The organism is Duganella sp. AC917, assembly GCF_979258245.1.
The window spans coordinates 29,018-52,326 of the sequence record NZ_OZ409848.1 but is presented as its reverse complement, the minus strand read 5'-3'; the positions used below and the strand labels follow the sequence as shown (position 1 = coordinate 52,326).

The window sequence follows — 23,309 nt, the reverse complement described above, 5'->3', positions numbered from 1 at the left end:
GTTGCGGAATGATCGGCGTCAGGTCGTCAAAAACATCTGCTGCAAATCGTTGAGGAAGCGCTGCCCCAACTCGGTCGGCTTGATGATTTTGTAATCACGATACAGCAGCCCTTTGGCCTCGGCGGCGTTGAGGCTTTTCTCGATCGCGTTCAAACTCAGTCCCGTGCGCTCGCTGAACAGATTCGGATCGAAGCCGCCGTGCAGCCGCAAGGTGTTGAGCATGAACTCGAAGCCCATGTCATCGCGCGCAATCTCGTACTCCTCCTGCACCGGCGCGCCCAGCCTGACCTGCTCCATATAGGCCTTCGGCTGCTTGTAGCGCGCCTGCCGCAGTATCCGGTGCGGGAACGATATCTTCGAATGCGCCCCGGCGCCGATGCCCAGGTAATCGCCAAACTCCCAGTAATTCAGATTGTGGCGCGCGCGGTGGCCCTCCTTGGCGTACGCCGACACCTCGTACTGCTGATAGCCATTGGCGGCGGTCAGTTCGGCGATCATGTCCTGCATGTCGGCGCTGGCGTCGTCGTCGGGCAGCGATGGCGGGTACTTGGCGAACAGCGTGTTCGGCTCCATCGTCAGATGGTACAGCGACAGGTGCGGCGGCTTGAACGACATCGCCGTCTCCACATCCAGCCGCGCCTCGTCCAGCGTCTGCGACGGCAGCGCGTACATCAGATCCAGATTGAAGTTGTCGAAGTTGGCGAGCGCGATATCGACCGCGCGGCGCGCTTCGTTGTCGTCATGGATGCGGCCCAGCGCCTTCAGGTGACGCGCATTGAAACTCTGGATGCCGATCGATAACCGGTTGACGCCACTGGCGCGGTAGGACTTGAACTTCTCCGCCTCGAAGGTGCCCGGATTGGCCTCCATCGTGATCTCGACGTCGCTGTCGAGCGGCAGCAGGGTGCGCACATCCGACAGCAGCCTGTCCAGGCCCGCCGCCGACATCAAACTGGGTGTGCCGCCACCGATGAAGATCGTATAAATCTTGCGGCCCCAGATCAGCGGCAGCGCCATTTCCAGGTCGGCGCGCATGGCGTCCAGGTATTCCTGTTCGGGGAAGGCGCCGCCCTCCTTCGCCTCATGCGAATTGAAGTCGCAATACGGGCACTTTTTCACGCACCACGGAAAATGGATGTACAGCGACAGCGGCGGCAGCGCCTGCAGATTCAGCGAACCGCTTTGCAGATACTTCAGCGCGACGCCGGCCGCGTCGCCCAAATCGGCGCTGGAAGCCTGCGGTGAAGCCGGTGATGCCGGCTTGCCGCCGGCGCCGACGATTTTGATCGGGATCATTTCAGTTTCTCTACCAGTGCGCGCAAGGCCTGGCCGCGATGCGACAGCGCGTTTTTCTCATCGGCGCTCAACTCGGCCGCGCACTTGCCCAGTGCCGGAATGAAGAAATACGGATCGTAGCCGAAGCCGCCGTTACCGCGCGGCGTGGCGATCATTTCGCCATTCCAGCGGCCGTCGGCGATAACCGGTTGCGGATCGTCGGCGTGGCGCACGAACACCAGCACGCAGTAGTAGTAGGCCGATTTGTCGGCGTGCGCGGCCAGGTCGGCGATCATTTTCTCGTTGTTGCGGGCGTCCGATTTCGGCTCGCCGGCAAAGCGCGCCGAGTACACGCCCGGCGCGCCGCCCAGCGCGTTGACGCACACGCCCGAATCGTCGGCCAGCGCGGGCAGGCCGGTCAGCCGCGACGCGTGACGCGCCTTTTGCAATGCATTTTCGACAAAGGTGTGGAAAGGCTCATCCGCCTCTGGCACGCCGAACTCGCCCTGCGCGTGGACGGAAAAGCCCACGGTGGACAGCAATTCGTTGAATTCCTTGAGTTTGCCGGCGTTGTTGGAGGCGAGAATCAGGCGTTGGGTCATGGTATGGGCTGCGATCGAGTCATGCGGAGAAGGCGATATTGTAAACCTTTTGCCTTCACCCCACGCGCCGGCGATGCGCCGCTAGGGCACCAGCAGCGACTGGATCTCCGGCCGCAGATGGTTTTCCAGCGTGACCATCACCGCCTCGGTCACGACGTCGCGTCCCTTGACGGGCGCGCCTTTGGCCGCCGCGATCGCCGCCTTCATGCCCTGATAGCCCATCTGGCGGGCGTTCTGCAACACCAGGCCGTGAATTTCCCGCTTTTTCAGACCGTCGAGCAGAAAATCGCTGGTATCGAAGCCGATCAGCTTTTTCTTGCCGGCCTGCCCCGTCTGGCGCAGCGCGCGCAGCATGCCGTCGCTGGCCGATTCGTTGACGGCGAAGATGCCGTCAATCTGCTGGTGTTTTGTCAGCGCGGCCAGGCCGGCGCGGGCGATCTTGCCGCGCGTGCCGCCGCCGTATTCGTCGATGATGGCGATATGCGGCGCGTTTTTGGCGAGATAGTTGACGAAGCCGTTGGCGCGGTCCTCGGTCGACGCGCTGCCGGCAATGGTGCGCATCACCAGCACGGTGCCATGCCCGTTCAGCAACGCCGACAGGCGCTCGGCGGCTAGCCGGCCGGCGGCATGGTTGTCGGTGCCGACGAAGTTGGTGTGCCAGTCGCCGCCCAGCGCAGAATCGACGACGACGATTTTGATGCCCATCGCGGACGCCTTGCGGACCGGGTCCATCAGCCGCACCCGGTCGGTCGGCACGATGATGATGGCGTCGACATCCGCGCGCGAGTACAGGCGCAGGATATCGATCTGCGAATCGATATCGTCGTTGTAGGCCGGGCCGCGCCAGGTCAGATTGACGCCGCCGGCCTCGCGCACCGCCTTGTCGACGCCCTGGCGCATGAAGGTCCAGAAATCCTGGTCGCGCGACTTGGGAATGAAGACGATATTGAGGTCTTTGGACAATGCCGCAAGCGGCCAGCCCGTGAAGAGGATAGCCCACAACAGCAGCACGACCGGCCACTTCTTCATGAATTCCCCTCCGCGACCAGGACGGTCGCCCTACATGGATCGTTACGCCACGCCCAGCACCTGCTTCTGCAACTTGATCAAATCGGCGATGCCGCCCTGCGCCAGATCGAGCAGGCGGTTCATGCCGGCCCGGTCGAAGGCCGCGCCCTCGGCCGTGCCCTGCACCTCGATGAAGTGGCCCGCGTCGTTCATCACCACGTTCATATCGGTGTCGCAGTTCGAATCCTCGACATAGTCCAGGTCCAGCACCGGCACGCCCTGGTACACGCCCACCGAGATCGCCGCCACGAAACCCTTGAGCGGAATGGCCGGCACGGCGCCGCGCGCGACCAGCTTGGAGAAGGCGTCATGCGCGGCCACCATGGCGCCGGTGATCGACGCGGTGCGGGTGCCGCCATCGGCCTGGATCACGTCGCAGTCCAGATGCAAGGTGCGTTCGCCGAAGGCCTGCAGGTCGAAGGCGGCGCGCAGCGAGCGGCCGATCAGGCGCTGGATCTCCTGCGTGCGGCCGGACTGCTTGCCGCGCGCGGCCTCGCGGTCCATGCGCGTGTGCGTCGAACGCGGCAGCATGCCGTATTCGGCCGTCATCCAGCCCTGGCCCTTGCCCTTCAGGAAGCCGGGCACCTTGTCCTCGATGCTGGCGGTGCAAATCACCTTGGTGTCGCCGCATTCGATCAGCACCGAGCCCTCCGCGTGCTTGGTGTAGTCGCGGGTCAGGCGCAAGGTGCGCAAGGCGTCGACAGTGCGGCCGCTCGGGCGGGCGAAGGTGGATGGTACTGAGGTCATACGTTTCCTTGTGAATTGAGTGAGGATTATTTGAGAATCTGGGAGGATTTTTCGATCGCGCCGCGTATCTCGGCGATGGCTTTTTCAATCGCGGCGTCATCGAAGACGGCGTCCATCTCCTGAAGCGGCCCGCCCTGGATGGTGGTGCTGTGCAGGTCCTGCGGCAGCGCCTCGGTCGAGATCACCGTTGCGATCGCAGTCGACGCGCCGGCCGCCGTGGCGCCTATGCCGTCGGCCACCGAACTGCCCTGCCACGTAATGGCCAACGCGGTGACGTTGTCGCTGCCGTCGCCGGCGGCGTCCAGCGCGGCCCGCAACAGCTCCGGCACTGCCAGCTCCACGGTTTGCGCGTGCAGGCGGCGCGCCATGTCATCGTCCGGCAGCATAGACCACAAACCGTCGGAGCACAATAACACCTGGTCGCCCGGAAGCAAGCCGCCGCCGCCCGACACCTCCACCTTCGGCAAGCTCTCGGCCCCGAGGCAGTTATACAGCTTGTTGCGGTCCGGGTGGGAGGCGCGCGCCGTTGCGGGCACCAGCCCCCTGGCGATCAGGCTTTCAATATGCGAGTGATCGCGCGTGCGCGCCAGGATAGCGCCGTCGCGCAGCCAGTACAGGCGCGAGTCGCCGCAGTGCGCCCACGTCGCGGTGTTGTGCTGGATCAGGCAGGCGACGATAGTGGTGCGCGGGGTCTCCGGCATGGCGTGGGCCTTGCGGTAGTCGTGGATCTCCTGGTGCGCGGCCAGGAATGCCTCCTCGAGAAAGCGCTGCGGCTTTTTCACGTAGGGCGTGGCCTGCTGCTGGAACATGGCCGAAATGGTTTGCAGCGCGACGCCGGCGGCGATTTCGCCGCGCAGGTGGCCGCCCATGCCGTCGGCCAGCACCAGCAGCAACGCGTCGCGCGTGAAGCTGTAGCCCACGCGGTCCTGATTGGCCTGGCGCCCGCCGATGTGGCTTGCCTGGTACACGGAGAATTGCATTGTTTGCCTTCGCAGTCGGTCTTGCATTCGGTCCGGCTCAGACCAGCGTATCCGGTCCCGCCTTGGCCTTCGGTCTGGCCGCGCCGCCCAGCCGTCCGACCAGGCCGCGCAAACCGCCGCCCAGCTTTTCGATGATACTCCGCCGCGCCTGCGCCGGCGCCGTCGGCCCTTCCGGCGTCGCCGACACTGCCGCCTGCAGCACTTTCTGCAGCGCGAACAGGCTTTGCGGCCGCTCCAGCGGATCGACCATCAGGCACCAGCGCACCAGCCGCACCAACTCCGGCGTGTAGCCGTCGGCGAGCTTTTCAAAGTGGGCCGCCATTTTATCCTCGGTCTTGCGCTGGTCGGCCGGCTGCGGCGGCGAGCCGACCATGCAGGCGAACATCGACGCGCCGATGCTGTAGACGTCCGACCACGGCCCCAGGCCACCGGTTTTGACGTACAGCTCCGGCGGCGCGTAGCCGGGCGTGTACATCGGCGCCAGCGTCGGCATGTCGTTGTTAACTGTCTGGCGCGCCGCGCCGAAGTCTAACAGCATCGGCGTGCCGTCGGTGCGCAGATAGATATTGGCCGGTTTCAGGTCCAGGTGCAGCAGCTTGTTGGCGTGGACCTCGCGCAGGCCTTTGAGCACTTGAATAAAGATCGTTCGGATGAAGGCCTCGCCCACTTTGCCGCCTTTGGCGCGCTGGTTCTGGATATGCTCCTGCAGCGAATGGCCCGATTCGTAGGCCATGACCATATAGACCGTATCGTGGGCGCGGAAGAAGTTAAGCACGCTGACCACGTTGGGATGGGAGATGCGGGCCAGCGCCCTGCCCTCCTCGAAAAAGCACTTCAAGCCGATCCGGAACACCGGCAGGTTGGCGCGCGGGACCGTCGGCGCCAGCTCGCCGTCACGGCGCAGCGCGAGAGAACTGGGCAAATACTCCTTGATGGCCACGGCGACCCCGCCCGGGTCGTACGCGAGGTAAACAATACTGAACCCACCGGACGCAATTTTCTTTACAATGCGATATCCAGCAATTTCCAGACCATCTGGTAACGGGGCGTTGTTTTGTGCAGCCATTAGATTCCTCGCCTCAACAACCGGATTGTGTGGATAAATCACTGTTTTGTAAAGATTAAATCGGGGACATCCATTGAGCATTTCCAGCATGACGGGCTACGCGGTCGCCACCAGTGAAAGCGCGGCGGGCACATTGACGATCGAAATCAAGAGCGTGAACTCACGCTTTCTCGACCTTCAGTTTCGAATAAACGACGATTTGCGCGCGCTCGAACCCGATTTACGCTCGGCGGTCATGGCCGCCATCACACGCGGCAAGGTCGAGCTGCGGCTGAGTTTTGGCCGCAAGGCGGCCACGGCCGGCACGCAGGCGCTCAACCTGCCCTTATTGACAGAGTTGCAACGACTACAACAGGAAGTCGGCGCCCATTTCCCGGCCGCGCCGACCATGTCCGTGGCGGAATTGCTGCGCTGGCCCGGCGTTATCGAGGAGGCCCAGATCGGCCAGGAGTCGCTGCAGGCCGACGTTGCCGCGCTGACCGCCACCACCGTGAAGGCCTTTGTCGTCAGCCGCCAGCGCGAAGGCGCGGCGCTTGAAGCGATGCTCACTTCGCGCATCGAGGCGATGGAAGTGATCGTCAAGCGCATCACGCCACTGATTCCGCAGGTGGTTGCCGCCTTCCAGCAGAAAGCCGTCGAGCGCATGCAGGACGCGTTGGGCCTGGCTTGCCAGGGCTCGAATTCGGCGCTGTCGCGCCAGGACGCGCTGGAGCGCATCCGCCAGGAAGTGATCCTGTACGGCATCCGCATCGACGTCGCCGAAGAGCTGGGCCGGCTGTCGGCGCATCTGACCGAAACTCGCCACATCCTGAAAAAGGGCGGACAGGTCGGCAAGCGCCTGGACTTCATGATGCAGGAACTGAACCGCGAAGCGAACACGCTGGGCGCCAAGGCCTCCGTCAAGGAACTGGCCGACGCCTCGATGGAGCTCAAGCTGCTCATCGAGCAGATGCGCGAGCAGGTGCAAAACCTGGAGTAATACAGAAAAGGGAGCTTCGGCTCCCTTTCTTTTTGCCGGCGGGCTTGCAGGGCCCAGCTTGCTTGCCGCTGCGTGCTGAACGGAGTACTGTGTTTTGAACTGAAGAAGGAGGCGCGATGAATACCGCAACCTTAAAGCAAAACAACGAGCAGATGTCCGAACTTAAAAAAATCACGCTCGGCAAAGAGATTTAATTGCCGCGACGGCACTGGCACATCAAATGACCGTCGTCACGCAAAATGTCGGAGACTTCCAGACCACCGGAGCGATGGTCCTTAACCCATGGCTACAATAACTGATTCAGCTTGGTGACCTTGATGTCGGCCAGGCCGCCGATAGTCTTGACCAGCTCGTGGAAATGCGGCGTCGTTTCGTGCAGCGCGTGCGCTTCGGCGTCGTCCCAGGCTTCGATCATGACAAACGTCGCAGGATCGGCCAAATCCTGATGCAGGTCGTAGCGGATGCAGCCGGTTTCGGCGCGGCTCGGCGGCACGATCTGGTCCAGCGCGGAACGCACCAGCAGCTCGGAACCCGAGTGGGCGGTGATGGTGGCGACGATAATCAAATCTGACATGTTCTATCCTGATGGAATGTTGAGACTTCTATAATTGGGGCGGATTGCCGAATGAAAAGCCCCCGATGCGCGGAGCGGCCCGGCCGGCATGACGTTAGTTTATGCTATCTTGCTGAGCGAGGCGGCGGGCGTGCGCTACAGCCAGTTCACCAATCCCACCGATGCCACGCTGGACGGCGATCCGTTCAAGGTAGGCAAGCACGACAACCAGGCCCGCTGGTGGATGGTGGATGGAGTTCCTGACGCCGACCACCGCCAAGGTCGTCGCGCGCCACAAGCATCCGTCGCGGCCGAACTATGCCGTGCAGCCGGCGCAATACCCGCTCATTGCCCGTGGCGGCACGCTACAGAACGGCAATCAGGTGCGTTACTTGCTAAACTATACAGCCAAGCCGCAGCGCGTCAACGACGTCTACGCCAACGGCACGGAACTGCTGTCGGGACCGGACGTCAAGCGCGGCCAGGCGCTGGAATTGAAGTCCTGGGGCATGGCCATCGTCGAGGAACGCTGAGGCGCTGAGGCGCTGAACGCAGGCGCGGCCCGGCGTCCCGCCACGATCTTCGCAAACGTTTTTCGGGGAGCACGCATGGCCGCATCGAACGCAAAATCGACTATCCGGGTGGGCATCGGCGGCTGGGACTTCGCGCCGTGGCGCGAGACGTTCTACCCGAAGGACGTGACGCAAAAGAAGGCGCTTGAATACGCCAGCCGGCACGTCACCAGCATCGAGATCAACGGCACCTTTTACCGCACCGCCAAGCCCGAACACTTCGCCTCGTGGAACGCGCAAACGCCGGACGATTTCATCTTCTCGGTCAAGGCCAGCCGCTACGCCACCAACCGCAAGGTGCTGGGCGAGGCCGGCGAATCGATCGAACGCTTCATCGGCAGCGGGCTGGCGGAACTGGGCGACAAACTCGGCCCCCTGCTGTGGCAACTGGCGCCGACCAAGCAGTTCGATCCGGACGATCTGGAGGCGTTCTTCAAACTGCTGCCGACGAAACTGGGCACGCGCAAGCTGCGCCACGTGCTCGACACGCGCCACGACAGCTTCATGTGCGCCGACTACGTCAAGCTGGCGCGCAAATACAAGGTCGCCACGGTGTTCACCGACTCGCCCAAATTCCCATCCTACGCCGACGTCACCAGCGACTTCGTCTACGCCCGTCTGATGGACGCGCGCAGCGAACAGGTGACCGGCTACACCAAGCCGGCGCTGAAGAAATGGGCGGCGGTCGCGCAGCAATGGCAGGCCGGCGCGCTGCCGCCGGAACTGCCTTATGCGGCGCCGCCGCCCGCGTCGGCCAAGGCCGCCGACAAGGCGCGCGCGGTGTTCGTCTACTTCATCAACGGCGCCAAGGAACGGGCGCCGGCAGCGGCCCAGCATTTGATCGGACTGTTGTAATTGCGGCCCGATTGCACACCAATTGGAGGCCGAATTGAAAGCCGATCATTGCTCTTGGTAAAATACGTCTTTGGGCGCTGCCCGCATACGCATTTGAAAGTTAATCACATGAGCTCATCCAACGCATTCGCCGGCAGCCTGTTCATGGTGGTGGCGCCATCGGGCGCCGGCAAGTCGACGCTGGTCAACGCGCTGCTGACGCAGGAACCGACGATCAAGCTGTCGATTTCCACGACCACGCGCGCGCCGCGTCCGGGCGAAACCCACGGCAAGGAATACTATTTTACTAACGCCGAGGATTTCGTCGCGCGCGCCGAGGCCGGCGAGTTCCTGGAGTGGGCCGAAGTGCACGGCAATTACTACGGCACCTCGCGCATCATGGTCGAGCAGCAGATGAAGACCGGCACCGACATCCTGCTGGAAATCGATTGGCAGGGCGCGCGCCAGGTCAAGAAGCAGTTCCCGCAGGCGGCCGGCATTTTCATCCTGCCGCCGTCGATTGAGGCGCTCGAACAACGGCTGAAAAAACGCGCGACCGACGAGGCGCACGTGATCACCCGCCGCATGCTCGCGGCCGGCGGCGAAATCGCCCACGCTCCCGAGTTCGAGTATGCTATTATCAATGAAGAATTCACGGTCGCCCTGTCTGAATTGACGGCGATTGTCAGAGCGGCCCGTTGCCGATTTGCGCAACAAGCGGCACGCAACATCTCGCTATTTGCCCAACTGGGTATCCACGCTGAATAAATACACAAGATTTTAGGAGTTATCATGGCCCGTATTACTATCGAAGACTGTCTCAAAACCATTCCAAACCGTTTCCAGCTGACCCTGGCCGCGACCTACCGCGCCCGTCAACTGTTGCAAGGCCACACCCCTAAGGTGGAAGCCAAGGACAAGCCGACCGTCGTCGCGCTGCGCGAAATCGCCGCCGGCAAGGTTGGTCTGGAAATGTTGAAAAAGGTCCCAATGTAAGTTGGGACCCGCGTTCCCGAACAATGTGAATGATGTGGTTAGCAGCGGTTGAGCAATAGCGCACGCCATCGGGTAGTATTTACATTGATATTCTCATTACGACGGAACGCACACGTATGAATCTGATCCCCGCCGATCCGACATTAAGCGGCAAGCCCCGGTCCAAGCAACCGGCGAAACAGCCGGCCAAAGCGCCGGCCGCAGCCACGTCGGGCGCCAACGCGGGCGACAGCACTGCCTCCACCATCGCCTCCTCCGCACCAGCCCCCGCTCAACCAGTGATTTCATCGTCGCCCCTGGCCACGCCCACCCTGACCGCTGGCGTCGCCTCCGTCACGCACCTCACCGAAAAACTGGCCGAGTACATGACGCCGGCCGACCTCAAAAAGGTCAAGGAAGCGTACCGCTTCTCGGACGAGATGCACCTGGGGCAGGTGCGCAAATCGGGCGAGCCGTATATCTCGCATCCGATCGCCGTGGCCGAAATCTGCGCCGACTGGAAGCTCGACGCGCAAGCCATCATGGCCGCGCTGCTGCACGACGTGATGGAAGACCAGGACGTCAAGAAGGACGAGTTGATCGAACGCTTCGGCGCGCCGGTCGCGAATCTGGTCGACGGCTTGTCGAAGCTGGAAAAAATCGAGTTCCAGAGCCAGATCGAGGCGCAGGCGGAGAACTTCCGCAAGATGCTGCTGGCGATGGCGTCGGACGTGCGCGTGATCCTCATCAAGCTGGCCGACCGTCTGCACAATATGCGCACGATGGAAGTCATGGCGCCGGCCAAGAAGGCGCGCATCTCCAGCGAGACGATGGAAGTGTACGTGCCGATCGCGCACCGCCTTGGCCTGAACAACATCTACCGCGAGCTGCAGGACCTGTCGTTCTCGCACCTGTACCCGCTGCGCTACCGCACCCTGGCCAAGGCCGTGAAGGCGGCGCGCGGCAATCGCCGCGAAGTGGTGTCGAAGATCCTCGACTCGGTCAAGACCACCTTGCAGATCGCCGACATCGAGGCCGAAGTCTACGGCCGCGAGAAAACCCTGTACGGCATCTACAAGAAAATGCGCAGCAAGCACCTGTCGTTCTCGCAGGTGCTGGACGTCTACGGCTTCCGCGTGGTGGTCGACAGCTTCCCGAACTGCTATGTGGCGCTGGGCACCCTGCATTCGCTGTACAAGCCGATGCCCGGCAAGTTCAAGGACTACATCGCAATCCGCAAATTGAACGGCTATCAGTCGCTGCACACGACGTTGATCGGCCCGTACGGCACGCCGGTCGAATTCCAGATCCGCACCCAGGAAATGCACCGCACCGCCGAATCGGGCGTGGCCGCGCACTGGCTGTACAAGAACGGCGAGTCGAACCTGACCGACCTGCAGCAGCGCACCCACGCGTGGCTGCAGTCGCTGCTCGACATCCAGCAGCAGACCGGCGATTCGGCCGAATTCCTCGAACACGTCAAGGTCGATCTGTTCCCTGATTCGGTCTACGTGTTTACGCCCAAGTCGAAGATCATCGCCCTGCCGCGCGGCGCCACGCCGATCGACTTCGCGTACTCGATCCACACCGGCATCGGCGACCACACCGTGTCGGTCAACATCAACAACGAGCCGGCCTCGCTGCGCACGGAACTGCGCAACGGCGACATCGTCGAAATCGTCACCGACTCCTCGTCGCGCCCCAGCCCGACGTGGCTGTCGTTCGTCCGCACCGGCAAGGCGCGTTCGGCGATCCGCCACCATCTGCGCACCATCAACCTGCCGGAGTCGATCACGCTCGGCCAGCAGTTGCTGTCGCAGGCGCTGACGTCGCTGGGCATGAGCGCCGACCTGGAAGACCATCTGATCGAACGGCTGCTCAACGAATCGAGCGCCAAATCGCTCGACGAGCTGTATGCCGACATCGGCATCGGCAAGCGCATGGCCGCGCTGGTGGCGCGCCACATCTTCGGACTGCGCGGCGGCGAATCGGCCAGCGCGCCGGTGGACCACAACAGCGCCGCCGAACTCGATCCGGTGACGATATGCGGCAGCGAGGGCGTGTCGGTGCAGCTGGCGGCGTGCTGCCTGCCGATCCCGGGCGACTCGATCGTCGGCCAGCTGCGGCGCGACCAGGGCCTGCTGGTGCACACCAACGACTGCACCGTGGCCAAGCGCCAGAAGATCAAGGAGCCGGACCGCTGGATCGCCGTCAAGTGGGGCACGGAACTGAACCGCCGCTTCGACAGCCGTATCAAACTGTTGATCAACAACGAAAAGGGCATCCTCGCGCGCGTGGCGGCGGAGATCGGCGAATCCGACGCCAACATCACCTACGTCGGCATGGACGAGGACAAGGAACACGTGCTGCATCAGCTGCGATTCACGATCCAGGTCAAGGACCGCGTGCACCTGGCCGGCCTGCTGCGCAACGTGCGCCGCGTGGCCGGCGTCAACCGCATCCTGCGCGAGCGCAGCTAACTCCCGGCGGCGCCGCAGCCGAACCCTCGTCGGCTCCCCCTGACGAATCTTTTCGCATTTGAATATGCGTTTTTGGCATTCGCGCGGCACTTCCCCGGGGCCAATCGCGCCCATAACAAAAACAGATATCGACAACTAAAAGTGTTCGTTCTCAAGCGTTCAATTGAACCGTAGTCTCTGGTTTTTTGAACCCTGCGGCCTGGCCCGCGGCGCCCGGCGATGGAGAGAGCATGAACTTCCAGCAGTTGCGTACCATCCTCGATCTGACCCGCAACCGCTATAGCTTGACCGAAGTGGCGCACCTGTCGCGGATCACCCAGCCCGGCGTGAGCCGCCAGATCCGCGATCTGGAGGGTGAGCTGGGCGTGGCGATCTTTGAACGGGACGGCAAGCGCATCACGGGGCTGAGCGAACCTGGTAAAGCCATCGTCAAGATCGTCGACCGCCTGATGATCGAGGCCGACCAGCTGCGTCGCGCCGGCACCGATTTCGGCGTCACCGCCGCCGAGGAAATCGCCATCGCCGCCTCGCACACGCAGGCACGCTACGCACTGCCGCAAGTGGTACAGGGCTTTCGCGAGCGCTATCCCAATGTGCGCATCACGCTGCAGCAAAGTACCCCTGAATATATCGTCCGCTGGCTGCTGTCCGGCGTGGCCGACATCGGCATCGCCAGCGACCGCCTCAACGCCATCCCGGAGCTGGTGACCTTCCCGGCCTACCGGTGGCAGCACCAGATCCTGGTGCCGGACGGCCATGCGCTGCTGGACCTGCCGGCGCCCGCGCTGGCCGACCTGGCACGCTACCCGCTGATCACCTACGACCGTGGCTTCACCCGCCGCTGCGGCATCGACCCGGCCTTCGAACAGGCAGGACTTCGCATGAACGTCGCGCTGACGTCGATGGATTCGGACGTCATCAAACAATACGTCTCGCTCGGATTGGGCGTCGGCCTGATCGCCTCGATGGCGCACGACAGCGAACGTGACGCCGGCCTGCAAGTGATCGACTCCGCCCACCTGTTCGAAGCCAACACCACCTGGATCACGGTGCGGCGCGGCGCCTATCTGCGCGCCTCGACCTACGAATTCATCCTGCGTTTCGCGCCCCACCTGACACGCCAGCAGATCGACCGCGCCATCAACGCCGAGTGGCAGCCAGACTCGGTGCCGAAGGTTCCCAACCTGCCGCTGCAAGGGACGGCGCCGTCCAGGCGCAGAACCATGATCAACCCGCATTCCTGACCGGACCAAAGGAGCCCGCATGCCCAGCATCCCGACCACCACGGACGACACCCCCGACACGCTCTGGTACACCCGCTGCCCCGCGCCCACCCCGTTTGGCATCGCCATCCAGCACGGCTGGCTGGCGCAGGAATTCAGCGCCGACGGCATTACCGTTCGCGCGCTGCAGGACTCCGCCGACGCCGCGATCCGCCGTTCCCATTTCACCCATAGCCAGCCAAATTCCTTCCGCCAGGGCGGCAATATACCGGCACTGTGGGCGCGCGCCTCCGGCGCGGACACCCGGGTGATCGGCATCAGCTGGGTCGACGAGTTCCAGGGTTTGCTCAGTGCCCGCGGCAGCGCCATCACGGCGCCCGAACATTTGCGCGGCAAGCGCTTTGGTTTGCCCCGCAATACCAACACCAGCACACGCGGCGGCGTGGTCGACTTCCATCGCGCCACCGCGCTGCGCGGTTTCAGTTCGCTGCTGTCTGCGGCCGGACTGACGCTCGACGACGTCCATCTTGTCGATCTGCCCTACGCGCCGATCGGGCTGGCCGACGATAAGCCGGTGGAGGACCAGGGCTACGCGCGCCTGCTGGCCACCCACGGCCAGCAGGAATTCAGCCGCGAGGCGCTGGCACTGGCCAGCGGCGAGGTCGATGTGGTGTTCGCCAAGGGCGCCACCGGGCTGGCGGCGGCCAACCTGCTGCAGGCGCAGGTGGTGATCGACATCAGCCAGCAAGCCGACCGACGGCTGCACGCCAACAACGGTACCCCGCGTCCGCTGACGGTGGACGCGGGGCTGCTGGAGCGTCGGCCCGATCTGGTGGCGCGTGTGCTGGCCCGCGCGCTGGAAGCCGGCGCTTGGGCCGCCGCGCATCCGGCCGAAACAAGCGCCTACATCGCCCGCGAAACCCGCAGCCCGGAGCTGTGGGTGCGTCATGCCTACGGTCCGCAACTGCACCGCCAATTGAACATCGACCTGGCGCCCGAATCGGTCGCCGCGCTCGCCGATTTCAAGGACTTCCTGCACCGGCATGAATTCCTGCCCGCCAGCTTCTCCATCGACGACTGGGTCGACCCGGCGCCGCTGCGCGAAGCACACCGGTTGCTTGCCGACCGCCGGCAGACCAAGGAAACCGCGCTGGCCGCATAGAGCGTCCCTCGACACCCGCAACAGAAAGGCAACCGTATTCATGGCATCCCTGTTTTCCGTTTTTTTCGCACTTTTGCTGTTGCCGGCGCTGTCCGGCGCCGCCACCACTCCCAAGGCCGGCGGCACGCTGAACTTCGTGGTAACGCCGGAGCCGCCGGTGCTGGTCAACCTGGCCACCAGCGCGGTGCCGGTGCTCAAGGTCAGCGGCAAGGTCACCGAGGGTTTGCTGCGTTACGATTTCAAGTTCCAGCCGTTGCCGCAGCTGGCCACCTCGTGGAACATCAGCGCCGACGGCAAGCGCTACACCTTCCATTTGCGCCAGGGCGTCAAATGGCATGACGGCAAACCGTTCACGTCGGCCGACGTGGCCTTCTCGCTGCAGCTGCTCAAGCGCATCCACCCGCGCGGAAAAAGCACCTTCGCCAACCTGGTCGAAGTGAAAACGCCGGATGCCTATACCGCCGAACTGCTGCTGTCGCAGCCGGCGCCCTACCTGATCAAGGCCTTCTCGTCGTCCGAATCGCCGATCGTGCCGCAACATCTGTACGCAAACGGCGATCCGCTGGCCAATCCAAACAACACCGCGCCGATCGGTACCGGGCCGTTCAAGTTCTCCAAATGGGTACGCGGCAGCTACATCGAGTACGTCCGCAATCCGGACTACTGGAACCAGCCCAAGCCCTATCTCGACAAGATCATCGTCCGCATCATTCCCGATGCCGCCGGACGGGCCATCGCATTTGAAAACGGCAGCGTCGATCTGGGTGGAGACACCCCTGTGCCGCTGGGCGACATCGCCCGCCTGAAGAAAAATCCGCTACTTGGCGTCGAGACCAGCGGCTACCAGTTCCAGGCCGGACCTGCGCGCATCGAGTTCAATCTGGACCACCCGGCGCTATCCAAGCTGGCGGTGCGCCAGGCGATCGCCCACGCCATCGACCGCAACGTCATCAAGAGCGCCGTCTTCTACGGTTATGCCGACACCATCACCAGTCCGATCCTGCCCGCGAGTCCCTATTACAGCGCCGCGCCCACGCCCTACCCGTTCGACCCGGAGCGCGCCAACCGGCTGCTCGACCAGGCGGGATACCCGCGCCAGGCCGACGGCAAGCGCTTCGCGCTGGTGCTCGATCCGCTGCCGATCGGCGACGCCCCCACCCGCACCGCCAACTACATCAAGTCGGCGCTGGCCAAGCTGGGCATCGCCGTCACCATCCGCGCGCAAGACCTGCCGGCCTATCTTAAGCGCGTCTACACGGACCGCGATTTCGCCCTGCTGGTCAACGGCATGAGCAACCTGTTCGACCCGACCGTGGGCGTGCAGCGGCTGTACTGGTCGCAGGGTTTCCGGCCCGGCGTACCGTTCACCAACGCCTCGCACTTCAACAACGCGGAGCTGGACCACCTGTTCGAACAGGCTGCCGTGGAAATCGATCCGGCCAAGCGCGTGGCGCAGTTCAAACGCATCCAGCAGATCGTCGCCACCGAGCTCCCCGACATCAATACGGTATCGCCGCGCCAGATCACGTTGTACAACCAGCGCGTGCAAGGCCACACGCTGTCGCCCAACGGCCTCGATGAAAGCTTTGTCGACGTCTGGTTGAGCCGATGAACTCCGAAAGCCCACCCATGAATACCCGCTACTCTTCCGACACCAGCAGCGCGCGGCGCGTGCTGGCCAGCCTGCGCCGCGCGCTGCTGCACGCGCTGCCCACGGTGCTGGGCATCGTGATCCTTAATTTCCTGCTGCTGCAGCTGGTGCCCGGCGATGCCGCCGACGTGCTGGCCGGCGAATCCGGCTCCGCCACCGCCGAGACCATGGCCATGATGCGACGCCACTTCGGCCTCGATCTGCCGGTCTGGCAGCAATTGCTGGCCTACCTGAACAATCTTGCGCACTTCAGCCTTGGCTTCTCTCCGCGCTTTAACATGCCGGTGGTGGATCTGATCTGGAGCCGCCTGCCCAACACCCTGCTGCTGATGGCCAGCGCGCTGGCGATCGCGCTGGTGCTGGGCATCGCCTGCGGCGTGGTGATGGCTACCTGGGTCGGCAAGTGGCCGGACCGCCTGCTGTCGCTGGTGTCGCTGCTGCTGTATTCCACGCCCGGCTTCTGGATAGGCCTGATGGCGGTGGTGCTGTTCTCCGTGCATCTGGGCTGGCTGCCCAGCGACGGCAACGCCACCATCGGCGCCTCGCTCAGTGGCTGGGACGCGCTGCGCGACCGACTCAGTCATGCGGTGCTGCCCGCGCTGGCGCTGGCGTCGGTGTTCATCGCCATCTACGCGCGCCTGACCCGCGCCGCCATGCTGGAGGCGCAAACCCAGGACTACGTGCGCACCGCCGAAGCCAAGGGACTGCATCCACTGGTGATCCAGCTGCGCCACGTGCTGCGCAACGCGCTGATCCCCGTCACCACGGTGGCCGGCATCCATCTCGGGAATCTGCTTGGCGGTGCGGTGGTCATCGAGACCGTCTTCAGCTGGCCGGGCCTGGGCCGGCTGGCGCTGGAGGCGGTACAAGGGCGCGACTACGCGGTGTCGCTCGGCGTATTGCTGCTGTCATCGCTGCTGGTGATTGCCGCCAACCTGCTGATCGACCTGCTGCACGTCTGGCTCGACCCAAGGATCAAGGACTGACATGAGCATCATCGACACCGAAAAGCCAGCCCGCACCGCAGCGCCGCGCCACGCGGCACCCGCGCGCCAAGCGGATAACCTGCGCATCTGGATCGCCCCCAATGTGGTCTCGATCTCCGCACCCGAACCGGCGCCACCCGCGCTGCCCCCGGCGCCAACCACCGCGCCAGGATACGAAGCACTGCGCCGCTACCTGCGCAATCCCGCAGCCATGGGCGGCAGCGCGATTCTGCTGCTGATGGTGCTGCTGGCGCTGGCGGCGCCGCATCTGTTCCCTGGCGACCCGCTCGACATGGTGGCCCAGCCGCTGCTGTGGCCCGGCCAGGACCCGCAGTATTGGCTCGGCACCGATTCGCTGGGCCGCGATCTGCTGGCCGGCGTGGTGCACGGCGCCCGCGCCTCACTGCTGATCGGCGTGACGGCGGCCACCATCGGCCTGTCGATCGGCACCATCGTCGGCGCCTGCGCAGGCTATTTCGGCGGCTGGACCGAAAAGATACTCGGGCGTTTGACGGAACTGTTCCAGGCCACGCCGTCATTCCTGTTCATGATCGTGGTGGTGTCGATCGCACCGCCGACCATCGGCATCATCTCGTTCAGCATCGGCCTGACGTCATGGACCACGGTGGCGCGGTTGGTGCGGGCCGAGTTCCGTGCACTCAAACAGCGCGACTTCGTACTGGCCGCGCGCAGCCTTGGCTACAGCGACCTGCGCATCATCGCGCGAGAAATCCTGCCCAACGCGCTGCCGCCGATTATTGTCACCACGTCGGTGATGGTAGCCACCGCGATCCTGATGGAGTCGGCGTTGTCCTTCCTCGGCCTGGGCGATCCAAACCGCGTCAGCTGGGGAAGCCTGATCGGCAGTGGCCGCGACATGCTGCGCACCGCCTGGTACCTGACAGCCATCCCGGGCGCCGCCATCATCCTCGCGGTGCTGTCCCTGAACCTGGTGGGCGACGGTTTGAACGAAGCGCTCAACCCACGCCTGCGGAGCCGCGACGCATGAGCCATCTGCTGGAAGTACAAGACCTCAACATCCATTTCGGCGGACACCACGCGGTGCGCGACCTGAACTTCACCATCGCCCGTGGCGAGACGCTGGCCCTGGTGGGCGAGTCGGGCTGCGGAAAATCCAGTACCGCGCTGGCGCTCATGCGGCTTTTGCCGGCGCAAAGCCGCATGAGCGGCCGCATCCTGTTCGAACAGCGCGATCTGCTGCCGCTGTCTGCACGCGAGCTGCGCGCCTTGCGCGGCAACGCCATGGCCATGGTCTTCCAGGAGCCGATGACGTCACTCAATCCGGTGCTTACCATCGGCCACCAGATCGTCGAAGTGCTGCGCCTGCACCAAAACCTGACGACGGTGCAGGCGCGCCAACGCGCCATCGAGCTGCTCGACCTGGTCAGGTTGCCCGAACCAAAGCGCCGCTTCGACGACTACCCGCACCAGTTGTCCGGCGGTCAGCGCCAGCGCGCCATGATCGCCATGGCCGTCGCTTGCCGTCCGCGCCTGCTGATCGCCGACGAGCCGACCACCGCGCTTGACGTCACCATCCAGGCGCAGATCCTGGAGTTGCTGGACCAGCTGCGGCGCGAGTTTTCCATGGGCCTACTGCTCATCACCCACGACCTGGGCGTGGTCGGCCAATGGGCGGACCGGGTGGCCGTGATGTACGGCGGCGAAAAACTCGAACAGGGCGAGACTGAACAAGTCTTCACGCGACCGCAGCACGCCTACACGCGCGGCTTGCTTGGCGCCTCGCTCAATCTGGAGCGCGAGCTGCACTATCGCGGCCAACGCCTGCCAGAGATCGAAACCCGCATCGACGACAACGGCCAACGCCAGTTCGCGCTGCGCACCGGCAGCCGGGTGATCGAGGCCAGCGCCGCCTTTCGCCCCAATGGTGGCGTGACGGCCGAAATCGCCGCCGACGCCGTCGTACAGGACACCGCCGGCGCCACTCCGCTGCTGTCATTGCGCGACGTGCATGTGCGCTATCCTGGCCAGCGCGACACCGCCGGCGCGGTCAATGGCGTGTCGTTCGACCTGCTGCGCGGTGAAACGGTGGGGCTGGTGGGCGAGTCGGGCTGCGGCAAGTCGACCTTGAGCAAGACCATCCTTCGGCTGGTGGACTCCTCCGCCGGCGCCATCGAATTCGAGGGCGAAGACATCACCCGCTTGGGCCAGCGCCAGTTGCAGCCTTTCCGGCGCAAGGTCCAGATGATCTTCCAGGACCCGTACGCGTCGCTCAATCCGCGCCACAGCGTGGCCGAGATCCTCGACGCCGCGCTGCGCGTGCACGGCGTCGACCAGCGCCAGGAACGCGAACAGCGCGCGCGCCGCATCATCGACCGGGTCGGCCTGCCGGCGGCATCGTTGCAGCGTTATCCGCACCAGTTCTCCGGCGGCCAGCGCCAACGCATCGGTATCGCCCGCGCACTGGTGCTGCGACCCAGCCTGCTGATCTGCGACGAGCCGGTATCGGCACTGGACGTGTCGGTCCAGGCACAGGTGCTCAACCTGCTGGTCGACCTGAAACAGGAATTCGACCTGACCTATCTTTTCATTTCCCACGACCTGTCGGTGGTGCGCTACATCGCCGACCGGGTGCTGGTGATGAACGGCGGGCGCATCGTCGAGAGTGGCGACCACGCCACCATCTGGAACGATCCGGTCAATCCGTACACCAAAAGCCTGATCGGCGCGGTGCCGACGTCGGCCTTCGCCCCACTTGAGCCGCCGGCGGCGCCCGAGCGCGAGCTGGCCGCACCCTATTACCGCTTCGCGATCTGAATCCGCATGGGAGACACACAATGAAGACATGGGATGTGATTGTGCTGGGCAGCGGCGCCGCCGGACTGGCGGCCGCCTTCCACGCGCGCGCCGGCGGCGCCAGCGTCCTGGTGGTGAATAAAAGCCTTGTCGGGCGCAGCGGCGCGACCATCACCTCGGGCGGCGGCGTGTCGCTGGCCGGCAGCAGCGCCATTGCGCTGGGCCTGGCCGGCGACCCGGCCGACACGGAAGAGAATTTTTTGCACGACACCATCCGCGCCGGCGGCTTCCTTGGCCAGCAAGATCTGGTGCAGGCGATGGTTACCGGAATCGGCGACGAAATCGGCCGGCTGATTGCGGCCGGCACCAAGGTACAGGTGACGCCGCGCGCACCGGGCCACAGCAGCGGGCGTGGCGTCCGCATCTCCGGCCCAAGCATGCAAAACGCCATGACCGGCGCCGCGCTGCGCGCAGGCGTGCTATTTCGCGAAGACTTCCAGTCCGCCGCGCTGCTGCGGCGGAACGGCGCAGTAGTCGGCGTGATGGGATTGGACCGGCGCAGCGGCGAGGTGGAGGCGCTTTACGGCAAAAGCGTGGTGCTGGCCACCGGCGGCGCCACCTCCAACTGGGGTCTGCGCACGGCGCCCGATGAATTGAGCGGCGATGGCCACATGATGGCGCTCGACGCCGGCGCCACGCTGATCGACATGGAAATGCTGCAGTTCCTGCCGTGCTGCCTGGTGGCGCCGGACATGTGGCGCGGCTTGCAATTCCCATGGATACTCGGCCCGCAAAGCGGTGTGCGCGCATGGCTGCTGAACCGCTACGGCGAACGCTTCATGGCCCGCTGGGACGCCGACAAGATGGAACTGGCCACGCGCGACATGGTGGCTGCCGCAAGCGCCACCGAAGTACTCGAAGGCCGCGGCAGCCCGAATGGCGGCGTCTACCTGTCCTGGGCGCACCTGCCGCGCGACATCGTCGATAACTTCCCCACCTGGTCGCGCGGCATCTCCAGCGACTGGCGCTGGGAAGGCTTCGACATGACGCCGCTGGTGGAGCGCATCCGTGCCGGCCACGCGATCGAGGTGGCGCCAGCGGCGCACTTCTCGCTCGGTGGTGTGCGTATCGACGTCGCCGGCGGCACCGGCGTGCCGGGACTGTACGCCTGCGGCGAAGTCACCGGTGGCCTGCATGGCGCCAACCGGTTGTCTGGCAACGCTAGCGCCCAGGTACTGGTGCAGGGCAAGGCGGCCGGCCTGAGCGCCGCCGCCCATGCACGGCGCGAGCCGGCGCCAGACCGCGCGGACAACCACGACATGGCGCGCGCGGCGATCCTGGCGCCACTACTGCGCGCCGGCGACGATGGCGGCGATGACGAGGCCAATGCGCCCCACCGTATCAAACAACGCCTGTGCGCCCTGGCCAGCGAGGCGCTTGGTCCGGTGCGCAATGGGGCGGCGCTGGACAGCGCGCTGGCTGAGCTGCGCAGCATGGTCAACGACGATCTGCCCCGAATGAGCTGCCGCCAGAAAGCGCCCGAATGGAATCGCGACTGGAGCGACGCGCTGGAGTGCCGCGCCGGAGCGGCCGTGCTGGAGGCGGCATTGGTTGGCGCGCGGCGGCGCGACCGTTCGCTGGGTGCCCACAGGCGTCAGGACGAGGCAAAGGGTCAGCCGCCCGCGTCGCTGTTGCACGGCCTGGCCAAGCTGTCGGAAGGTACCCTGCTCCACCGCGTCGAGGCGGTCGATTTCTCGCTACTGGCGCCATCATGCTGATCCACCTTCGCCTGAACCGCAATCACGGCGGTGCGAACGAACCGAACGCCGACACGGGCGCCTGGCGCGCCTACACACTGCCGTCAGCGCAGCTGGCCGGCATCAACGGCCAGGAATGGAGCGAGGCCAGTGTGAGCGCAGCGCTGCAGTACCTGCAACGCGCGGTCGATCCCGCGCTGGCCTACTCGCTGTCGTGCCGTCGCGGGCTATGCAACGTCTGCGCCATGCGCATCGACGGCGAGGTGCGCACCGCCTGCACCACCCCGATGCGCGACGGCATCCGGGTCGAGCCGGCGCACGACAAACTGCACCTGCGCGACACCGTGGTTGAACTGAGCCTGGTGCGCAAGGCGCGCGCGCCGGCGTCCGACCCGTCCTGACCATACATTATCCAAACTCTCAACCGGTCCCCACGACTATGAACCAGATCATCGACACCCCCGCGTCCACCATCCAGCGCTTCGCCGCCCCCGCCGATTTCCCCCACAGCCCGGTGGCGCAAATCCTGCGCCAACCGATGATGCTTGGCCTGTTCCTGCCGATCCAGGCCGGCGGATGGAGCGCTTCGCAGCTCGAACGCAGCACCGACTGGAGCTTCGACTACAACGCCGCCCTGGCGCTGCGCGCCGAGGAATTCGGCTTCGACCTGGCATTCGCCTTGTCGCAATGGCTGCCCAAAGGCGGCTACGGCGGCGTCTTCAACGGCGAGGCCCTCGATTCATTCACTTCCCTGGCGGCGATGAGCGCCATCACCAAGCGCATCATCCTGGTGGCCACCAGCCATGTGCTGTACGGCCCCTGGCATCCGCTACACTTCGCCAAATACTGCGCCACCTTGGACCATATCTCCAAAGGCCGCTGGGGTATCAACGTGGTTACCGGCCACCGCGCGGTGGAGCACGAGATGTTTGGCTGGCAGCGCATCGAACATGACCACCGCTACGCCATGGCAGCCGAATTCCTGGACGCAGTCCAACATCTGTGGGCGGTCGACGAAAACTATTCGGTCACGCCCGAACTGTCGTCGTGGAAGCTGGACAAGGCCTACGTCACGCCGCGCCCGCGCTATGGCAGGCCGTTGCTGGTCAACGCCACCGGCTCGGACGCCGGCATCGACTTCGCGGCGCGCCATTCCGACCTGGTGTTCATCACCAGTCCCGGCGGCGGCGCCATCGACCAGGCATTGGCATCGCTGCCGCCGCACACACGCAAGATCAAGGCGGCCGGCGCCGCGCTGGGACGCGACCTGCGCACCTTGATCAATCCAATGGTGATCTGCCGCGATACCGAGAAAGAAGCCTGGGACTACCACGACGCCATCGCCGCGCGGGTCGATCCGGTGGCCAGCATGCAAAGCTTCAACAGTGATGCCCACGCCTGGCGCGACCGCAAGGACAAACACCAGGACGCGGCGCGTGCAGTGGGCGGCAATATCCGTCTGATAGGCACTCCGGAACAAATCGTCGATCAGGTGATTTCGCTGAAACAGGTCGGCATCGACGGCATTCAGTGCAGCTTCTTCGACTTTGGGCCGGACCTGGAACACTTTGGCACACGCGTGGTACCGCTGCTGAAACAAGCCGGCCTGCGGCTGTGATCCTGC

22 protein-coding genes are annotated in these 23,309 nt (G+C 64.6%); 15 read left to right on the top strand and 7 right to left on the bottom strand.

Going from position 1 to position 23,309, the window contains the following annotated elements; genetic code table 11:
- Window positions 1-18: 18 nt before the first annotated feature.
- The 6 genes from hemW to ACZ0BA_RS00210 all read right to left on the bottom strand — a co-directional run bounded on the left by hemW (window position 19) and on the right by ACZ0BA_RS00210 (window position 5,738).
- Window positions 19-1,296: a radical SAM family heme chaperone HemW gene (hemW, locus tag ACZ0BA_RS00235; protein ID WP_463449377.1), complete on the bottom strand. Its 1,278-nt coding sequence runs from the start codon at window positions 1,294-1,296 to the stop codon at window positions 19-21.
- Window positions 1,293-1,877, bottom strand: a complete 585-nt coding sequence (gene rdgB / locus ACZ0BA_RS00230; protein WP_463449376.1) for an RdgB/HAM1 family non-canonical purine NTP pyrophosphatase — start codon at window positions 1,875-1,877, stop codon at window positions 1,293-1,295. The genes hemW and rdgB overlap by 4 nt, the downstream gene beginning before the upstream one ends.
- 81 nt (window positions 1,878-1,958) lie before the next feature.
- The gene (locus tag ACZ0BA_RS00225; RefSeq protein ID WP_463449375.1) at window positions 1,959-2,906 is read right to left on the bottom strand and encodes a substrate-binding domain-containing protein; all 948 of its coding nucleotides are present in this window, start codon (window positions 2,904-2,906) and stop codon (window positions 1,959-1,961) included.
- A gap of 42 nt (window positions 2,907-2,948) precedes the next feature.
- The gene (gene rph / locus ACZ0BA_RS00220; protein ID WP_463449374.1) at window positions 2,949-3,692 is read right to left on the bottom strand and encodes a ribonuclease PH; all 744 of its coding nucleotides are present in this window, start codon (window positions 3,690-3,692) and stop codon (window positions 2,949-2,951) included.
- A 26-nt stretch (window positions 3,693-3,718) separates the two neighbouring features.
- On the bottom strand, window positions 3,719-4,672 hold the full coding sequence (locus tag ACZ0BA_RS00215; RefSeq protein ID WP_463449373.1) for a PP2C family protein-serine/threonine phosphatase: 954 nt from the start codon (window positions 4,670-4,672) through the stop codon (window positions 3,719-3,721).
- A 37-nt stretch (window positions 4,673-4,709) separates the two neighbouring features.
- Window positions 4,710-5,738 (bottom strand): serine/threonine protein kinase, encoded by a 1,029-nt coding sequence (locus ACZ0BA_RS00210; RefSeq protein ID WP_463449372.1) that lies wholly within the window; start codon window positions 5,736-5,738, stop codon window positions 4,710-4,712.
- Window positions 5,739-5,826: 88 nt separating this feature from the next.
- On the opposite strand from ACZ0BA_RS00210, the gene ACZ0BA_RS00205 reads away from it, so the two are divergent.
- Window positions 5,827-6,717 carry a YicC/YloC family endoribonuclease gene (locus tag ACZ0BA_RS00205; RefSeq protein ID WP_463454681.1) on the top strand — a complete coding sequence of 297 codons (891 nt, stop codon included), beginning with the start codon at window positions 5,827-5,829 and terminating at the stop codon, window positions 6,715-6,717.
- Window positions 6,718-7,003: 286 nt separating this feature from the next.
- On the opposite strand, the gene ACZ0BA_RS00200 is transcribed toward ACZ0BA_RS00205, so the two are convergent.
- Window positions 7,004-7,291, bottom strand: a complete 288-nt coding sequence (locus ACZ0BA_RS00200) for a putative quinol monooxygenase (protein ID WP_463449371.1) — start codon at window positions 7,289-7,291, stop codon at window positions 7,004-7,006.
- Window positions 7,292-7,521: 230 nt separating this feature from the next.
- Between ACZ0BA_RS00200 and ACZ0BA_RS00195 the strand changes: the two genes are divergently transcribed.
- From ACZ0BA_RS00195 to ACZ0BA_RS00130, 14 genes are all read left to right on the top strand, one after another.
- Complete coding sequence (locus tag ACZ0BA_RS00195) at window positions 7,522-7,803, top strand: hypothetical protein (protein ID WP_463449370.1); 282 nt, start codon at window positions 7,522-7,524, stop codon at window positions 7,801-7,803.
- Between the two features lie 75 nt (window positions 7,804-7,878).
- Window positions 7,879-8,697, top strand: a complete 819-nt coding sequence (locus tag ACZ0BA_RS00190; RefSeq protein ID WP_463449369.1) for a DUF72 domain-containing protein — start codon at window positions 7,879-7,881, stop codon at window positions 8,695-8,697.
- A 108-nt stretch (window positions 8,698-8,805) separates the two neighbouring features.
- Window positions 8,806-9,444, top strand: coding sequence for a guanylate kinase (gene gmk, locus ACZ0BA_RS00185; RefSeq protein WP_463449368.1), 639 nt, complete (start codon window positions 8,806-8,808; stop codon window positions 9,442-9,444).
- A 24-nt stretch (window positions 9,445-9,468) separates the two neighbouring features.
- Window positions 9,469-9,672, top strand: a complete 204-nt coding sequence (gene rpoZ / locus ACZ0BA_RS00180; protein WP_008451304.1) for a DNA-directed RNA polymerase subunit omega — start codon at window positions 9,469-9,471, stop codon at window positions 9,670-9,672.
- 116 nt (window positions 9,673-9,788) lie between these two features.
- Window positions 9,789-12,131, top strand: a complete 2,343-nt coding sequence (locus tag ACZ0BA_RS00175) for a RelA/SpoT family protein (RefSeq protein ID WP_463449367.1) — start codon at window positions 9,789-9,791, stop codon at window positions 12,129-12,131.
- Window positions 12,132-12,361: 230 nt separating this feature from the next.
- Window positions 12,362-13,375: a LysR substrate-binding domain-containing protein gene (locus ACZ0BA_RS00170; RefSeq protein ID WP_463449366.1), complete on the top strand. Its 1,014-nt coding sequence runs from the start codon at window positions 12,362-12,364 to the stop codon at window positions 13,373-13,375.
- Between the two features lie 19 nt (window positions 13,376-13,394).
- On the top strand, window positions 13,395-14,516 hold the full coding sequence (locus ACZ0BA_RS00165; RefSeq protein WP_463449365.1) for an ABC transporter substrate-binding protein: 1,122 nt from the start codon (window positions 13,395-13,397) through the stop codon (window positions 14,514-14,516).
- Between the two features lie 40 nt (window positions 14,517-14,556).
- Window positions 14,557-16,128, top strand: a complete 1,572-nt coding sequence (locus tag ACZ0BA_RS00160) for an ABC transporter substrate-binding protein (protein WP_463449364.1) — start codon at window positions 14,557-14,559, stop codon at window positions 16,126-16,128.
- 17 nt (window positions 16,129-16,145) lie between these two features.
- Window positions 16,146-17,153 (top strand): ABC transporter permease, encoded by a 1,008-nt coding sequence (locus ACZ0BA_RS00155; RefSeq protein WP_463449363.1) that lies wholly within the window; start codon window positions 16,146-16,148, stop codon window positions 17,151-17,153.
- Window position 17,154: 1 nt separating this feature from the next.
- The gene (locus ACZ0BA_RS00150) at window positions 17,155-18,162 is read left to right on the top strand and encodes an ABC transporter permease (RefSeq protein WP_463449362.1); all 1,008 of its coding nucleotides are present in this window, start codon (window positions 17,155-17,157) and stop codon (window positions 18,160-18,162) included.
- The gene (locus ACZ0BA_RS00145; RefSeq protein ID WP_463449361.1) at window positions 18,159-19,949 is read left to right on the top strand and encodes an ABC transporter ATP-binding protein; all 1,791 of its coding nucleotides are present in this window, start codon (window positions 18,159-18,161) and stop codon (window positions 19,947-19,949) included. Before ACZ0BA_RS00150 ends, ACZ0BA_RS00145 begins: the two co-directional genes overlap by 4 nt.
- 20 nt (window positions 19,950-19,969) lie before the next feature.
- Window positions 19,970-21,706, top strand: coding sequence for an FAD-binding protein (locus ACZ0BA_RS00140; protein WP_463449360.1), 1,737 nt, complete (start codon window positions 19,970-19,972; stop codon window positions 21,704-21,706).
- On the top strand, window positions 21,700-22,086 hold the full coding sequence (locus ACZ0BA_RS00135) for a 2Fe-2S iron-sulfur cluster-binding protein (RefSeq protein WP_463449359.1): 387 nt from the start codon (window positions 21,700-21,702) through the stop codon (window positions 22,084-22,086). Before ACZ0BA_RS00140 ends, ACZ0BA_RS00135 begins: the two co-directional genes overlap by 7 nt.
- Before the next feature lie 38 nt (window positions 22,087-22,124).
- Window positions 22,125-23,303, top strand: a complete 1,179-nt coding sequence (locus ACZ0BA_RS00130) for an LLM class flavin-dependent oxidoreductase (protein ID WP_463449358.1) — start codon at window positions 22,125-22,127, stop codon at window positions 23,301-23,303.
- Window positions 23,304-23,309 lie beyond the last annotated feature (6 nt).

Coding starts and splice junctions, on each gene's coding strand:
- hemW (WP_463449377.1), bottom strand. CDS start 1,296: ATGATCCCGATCAAAATCGTCGGCGCCGGCGGCAAGCCGGCATCACCG.
- rdgB (WP_463449376.1), bottom strand. CDS start 1,877: ATGACCCAACGCCTGATTCTCGCCTCCAACAACGCCGGCAAACTCAAG.
- ACZ0BA_RS00225 (WP_463449375.1), bottom strand. CDS start 2,906: ATGAAGAAGTGGCCGGTCGTGCTGCTGTTGTGGGCTATCCTCTTCACG.
- rph (WP_463449374.1), bottom strand. CDS start 3,692: ATGACCTCAGTACCATCCACCTTCGCCCGCCCGAGCGGCCGCACTGTC.
- ACZ0BA_RS00215 (WP_463449373.1), bottom strand. CDS start 4,672: ATGCAATTCTCCGTGTACCAGGCAAGCCACATCGGCGGGCGCCAGGCC.
- ACZ0BA_RS00210 (WP_463449372.1), bottom strand. CDS start 5,738: ATGGCTGCACAAAACAACGCCCCGTTACCAGATGGTCTGGAAATTGCT.
- ACZ0BA_RS00205 (WP_463454681.1), top strand. CDS start 5,827: ATGACGGGCTACGCGGTCGCCACCAGTGAAAGCGCGGCGGGCACATTG.
- ACZ0BA_RS00200 (WP_463449371.1), bottom strand. CDS start 7,291: ATGTCAGATTTGATTATCGTCGCCACCATCACCGCCCACTCGGGTTCC.
- ACZ0BA_RS00195 (WP_463449370.1), top strand. CDS start 7,522: ATGGAGTTCCTGACGCCGACCACCGCCAAGGTCGTCGCGCGCCACAAG.
- ACZ0BA_RS00190 (WP_463449369.1), top strand. CDS start 7,879: ATGGCCGCATCGAACGCAAAATCGACTATCCGGGTGGGCATCGGCGGC.
- gmk (WP_463449368.1), top strand. CDS start 8,806: ATGAGCTCATCCAACGCATTCGCCGGCAGCCTGTTCATGGTGGTGGCG.
- rpoZ (WP_008451304.1), top strand. CDS start 9,469: ATGGCCCGTATTACTATCGAAGACTGTCTCAAAACCATTCCAAACCGT.
- ACZ0BA_RS00175 (WP_463449367.1), top strand. CDS start 9,789: ATGAATCTGATCCCCGCCGATCCGACATTAAGCGGCAAGCCCCGGTCC.
- ACZ0BA_RS00170 (WP_463449366.1), top strand. CDS start 12,362: ATGAACTTCCAGCAGTTGCGTACCATCCTCGATCTGACCCGCAACCGC.
- ACZ0BA_RS00165 (WP_463449365.1), top strand. CDS start 13,395: ATGCCCAGCATCCCGACCACCACGGACGACACCCCCGACACGCTCTGG.
- ACZ0BA_RS00160 (WP_463449364.1), top strand. CDS start 14,557: ATGGCATCCCTGTTTTCCGTTTTTTTCGCACTTTTGCTGTTGCCGGCG.
- ACZ0BA_RS00155 (WP_463449363.1), top strand. CDS start 16,146: ATGAATACCCGCTACTCTTCCGACACCAGCAGCGCGCGGCGCGTGCTG.
- ACZ0BA_RS00150 (WP_463449362.1), top strand. CDS start 17,155: ATGAGCATCATCGACACCGAAAAGCCAGCCCGCACCGCAGCGCCGCGC.
- ACZ0BA_RS00145 (WP_463449361.1), top strand. CDS start 18,159: ATGAGCCATCTGCTGGAAGTACAAGACCTCAACATCCATTTCGGCGGA.
- ACZ0BA_RS00140 (WP_463449360.1), top strand. CDS start 19,970: ATGAAGACATGGGATGTGATTGTGCTGGGCAGCGGCGCCGCCGGACTG.
- ACZ0BA_RS00135 (WP_463449359.1), top strand. CDS start 21,700: ATGCTGATCCACCTTCGCCTGAACCGCAATCACGGCGGTGCGAACGAA.
- ACZ0BA_RS00130 (WP_463449358.1), top strand. CDS start 22,125: ATGAACCAGATCATCGACACCCCCGCGTCCACCATCCAGCGCTTCGCC.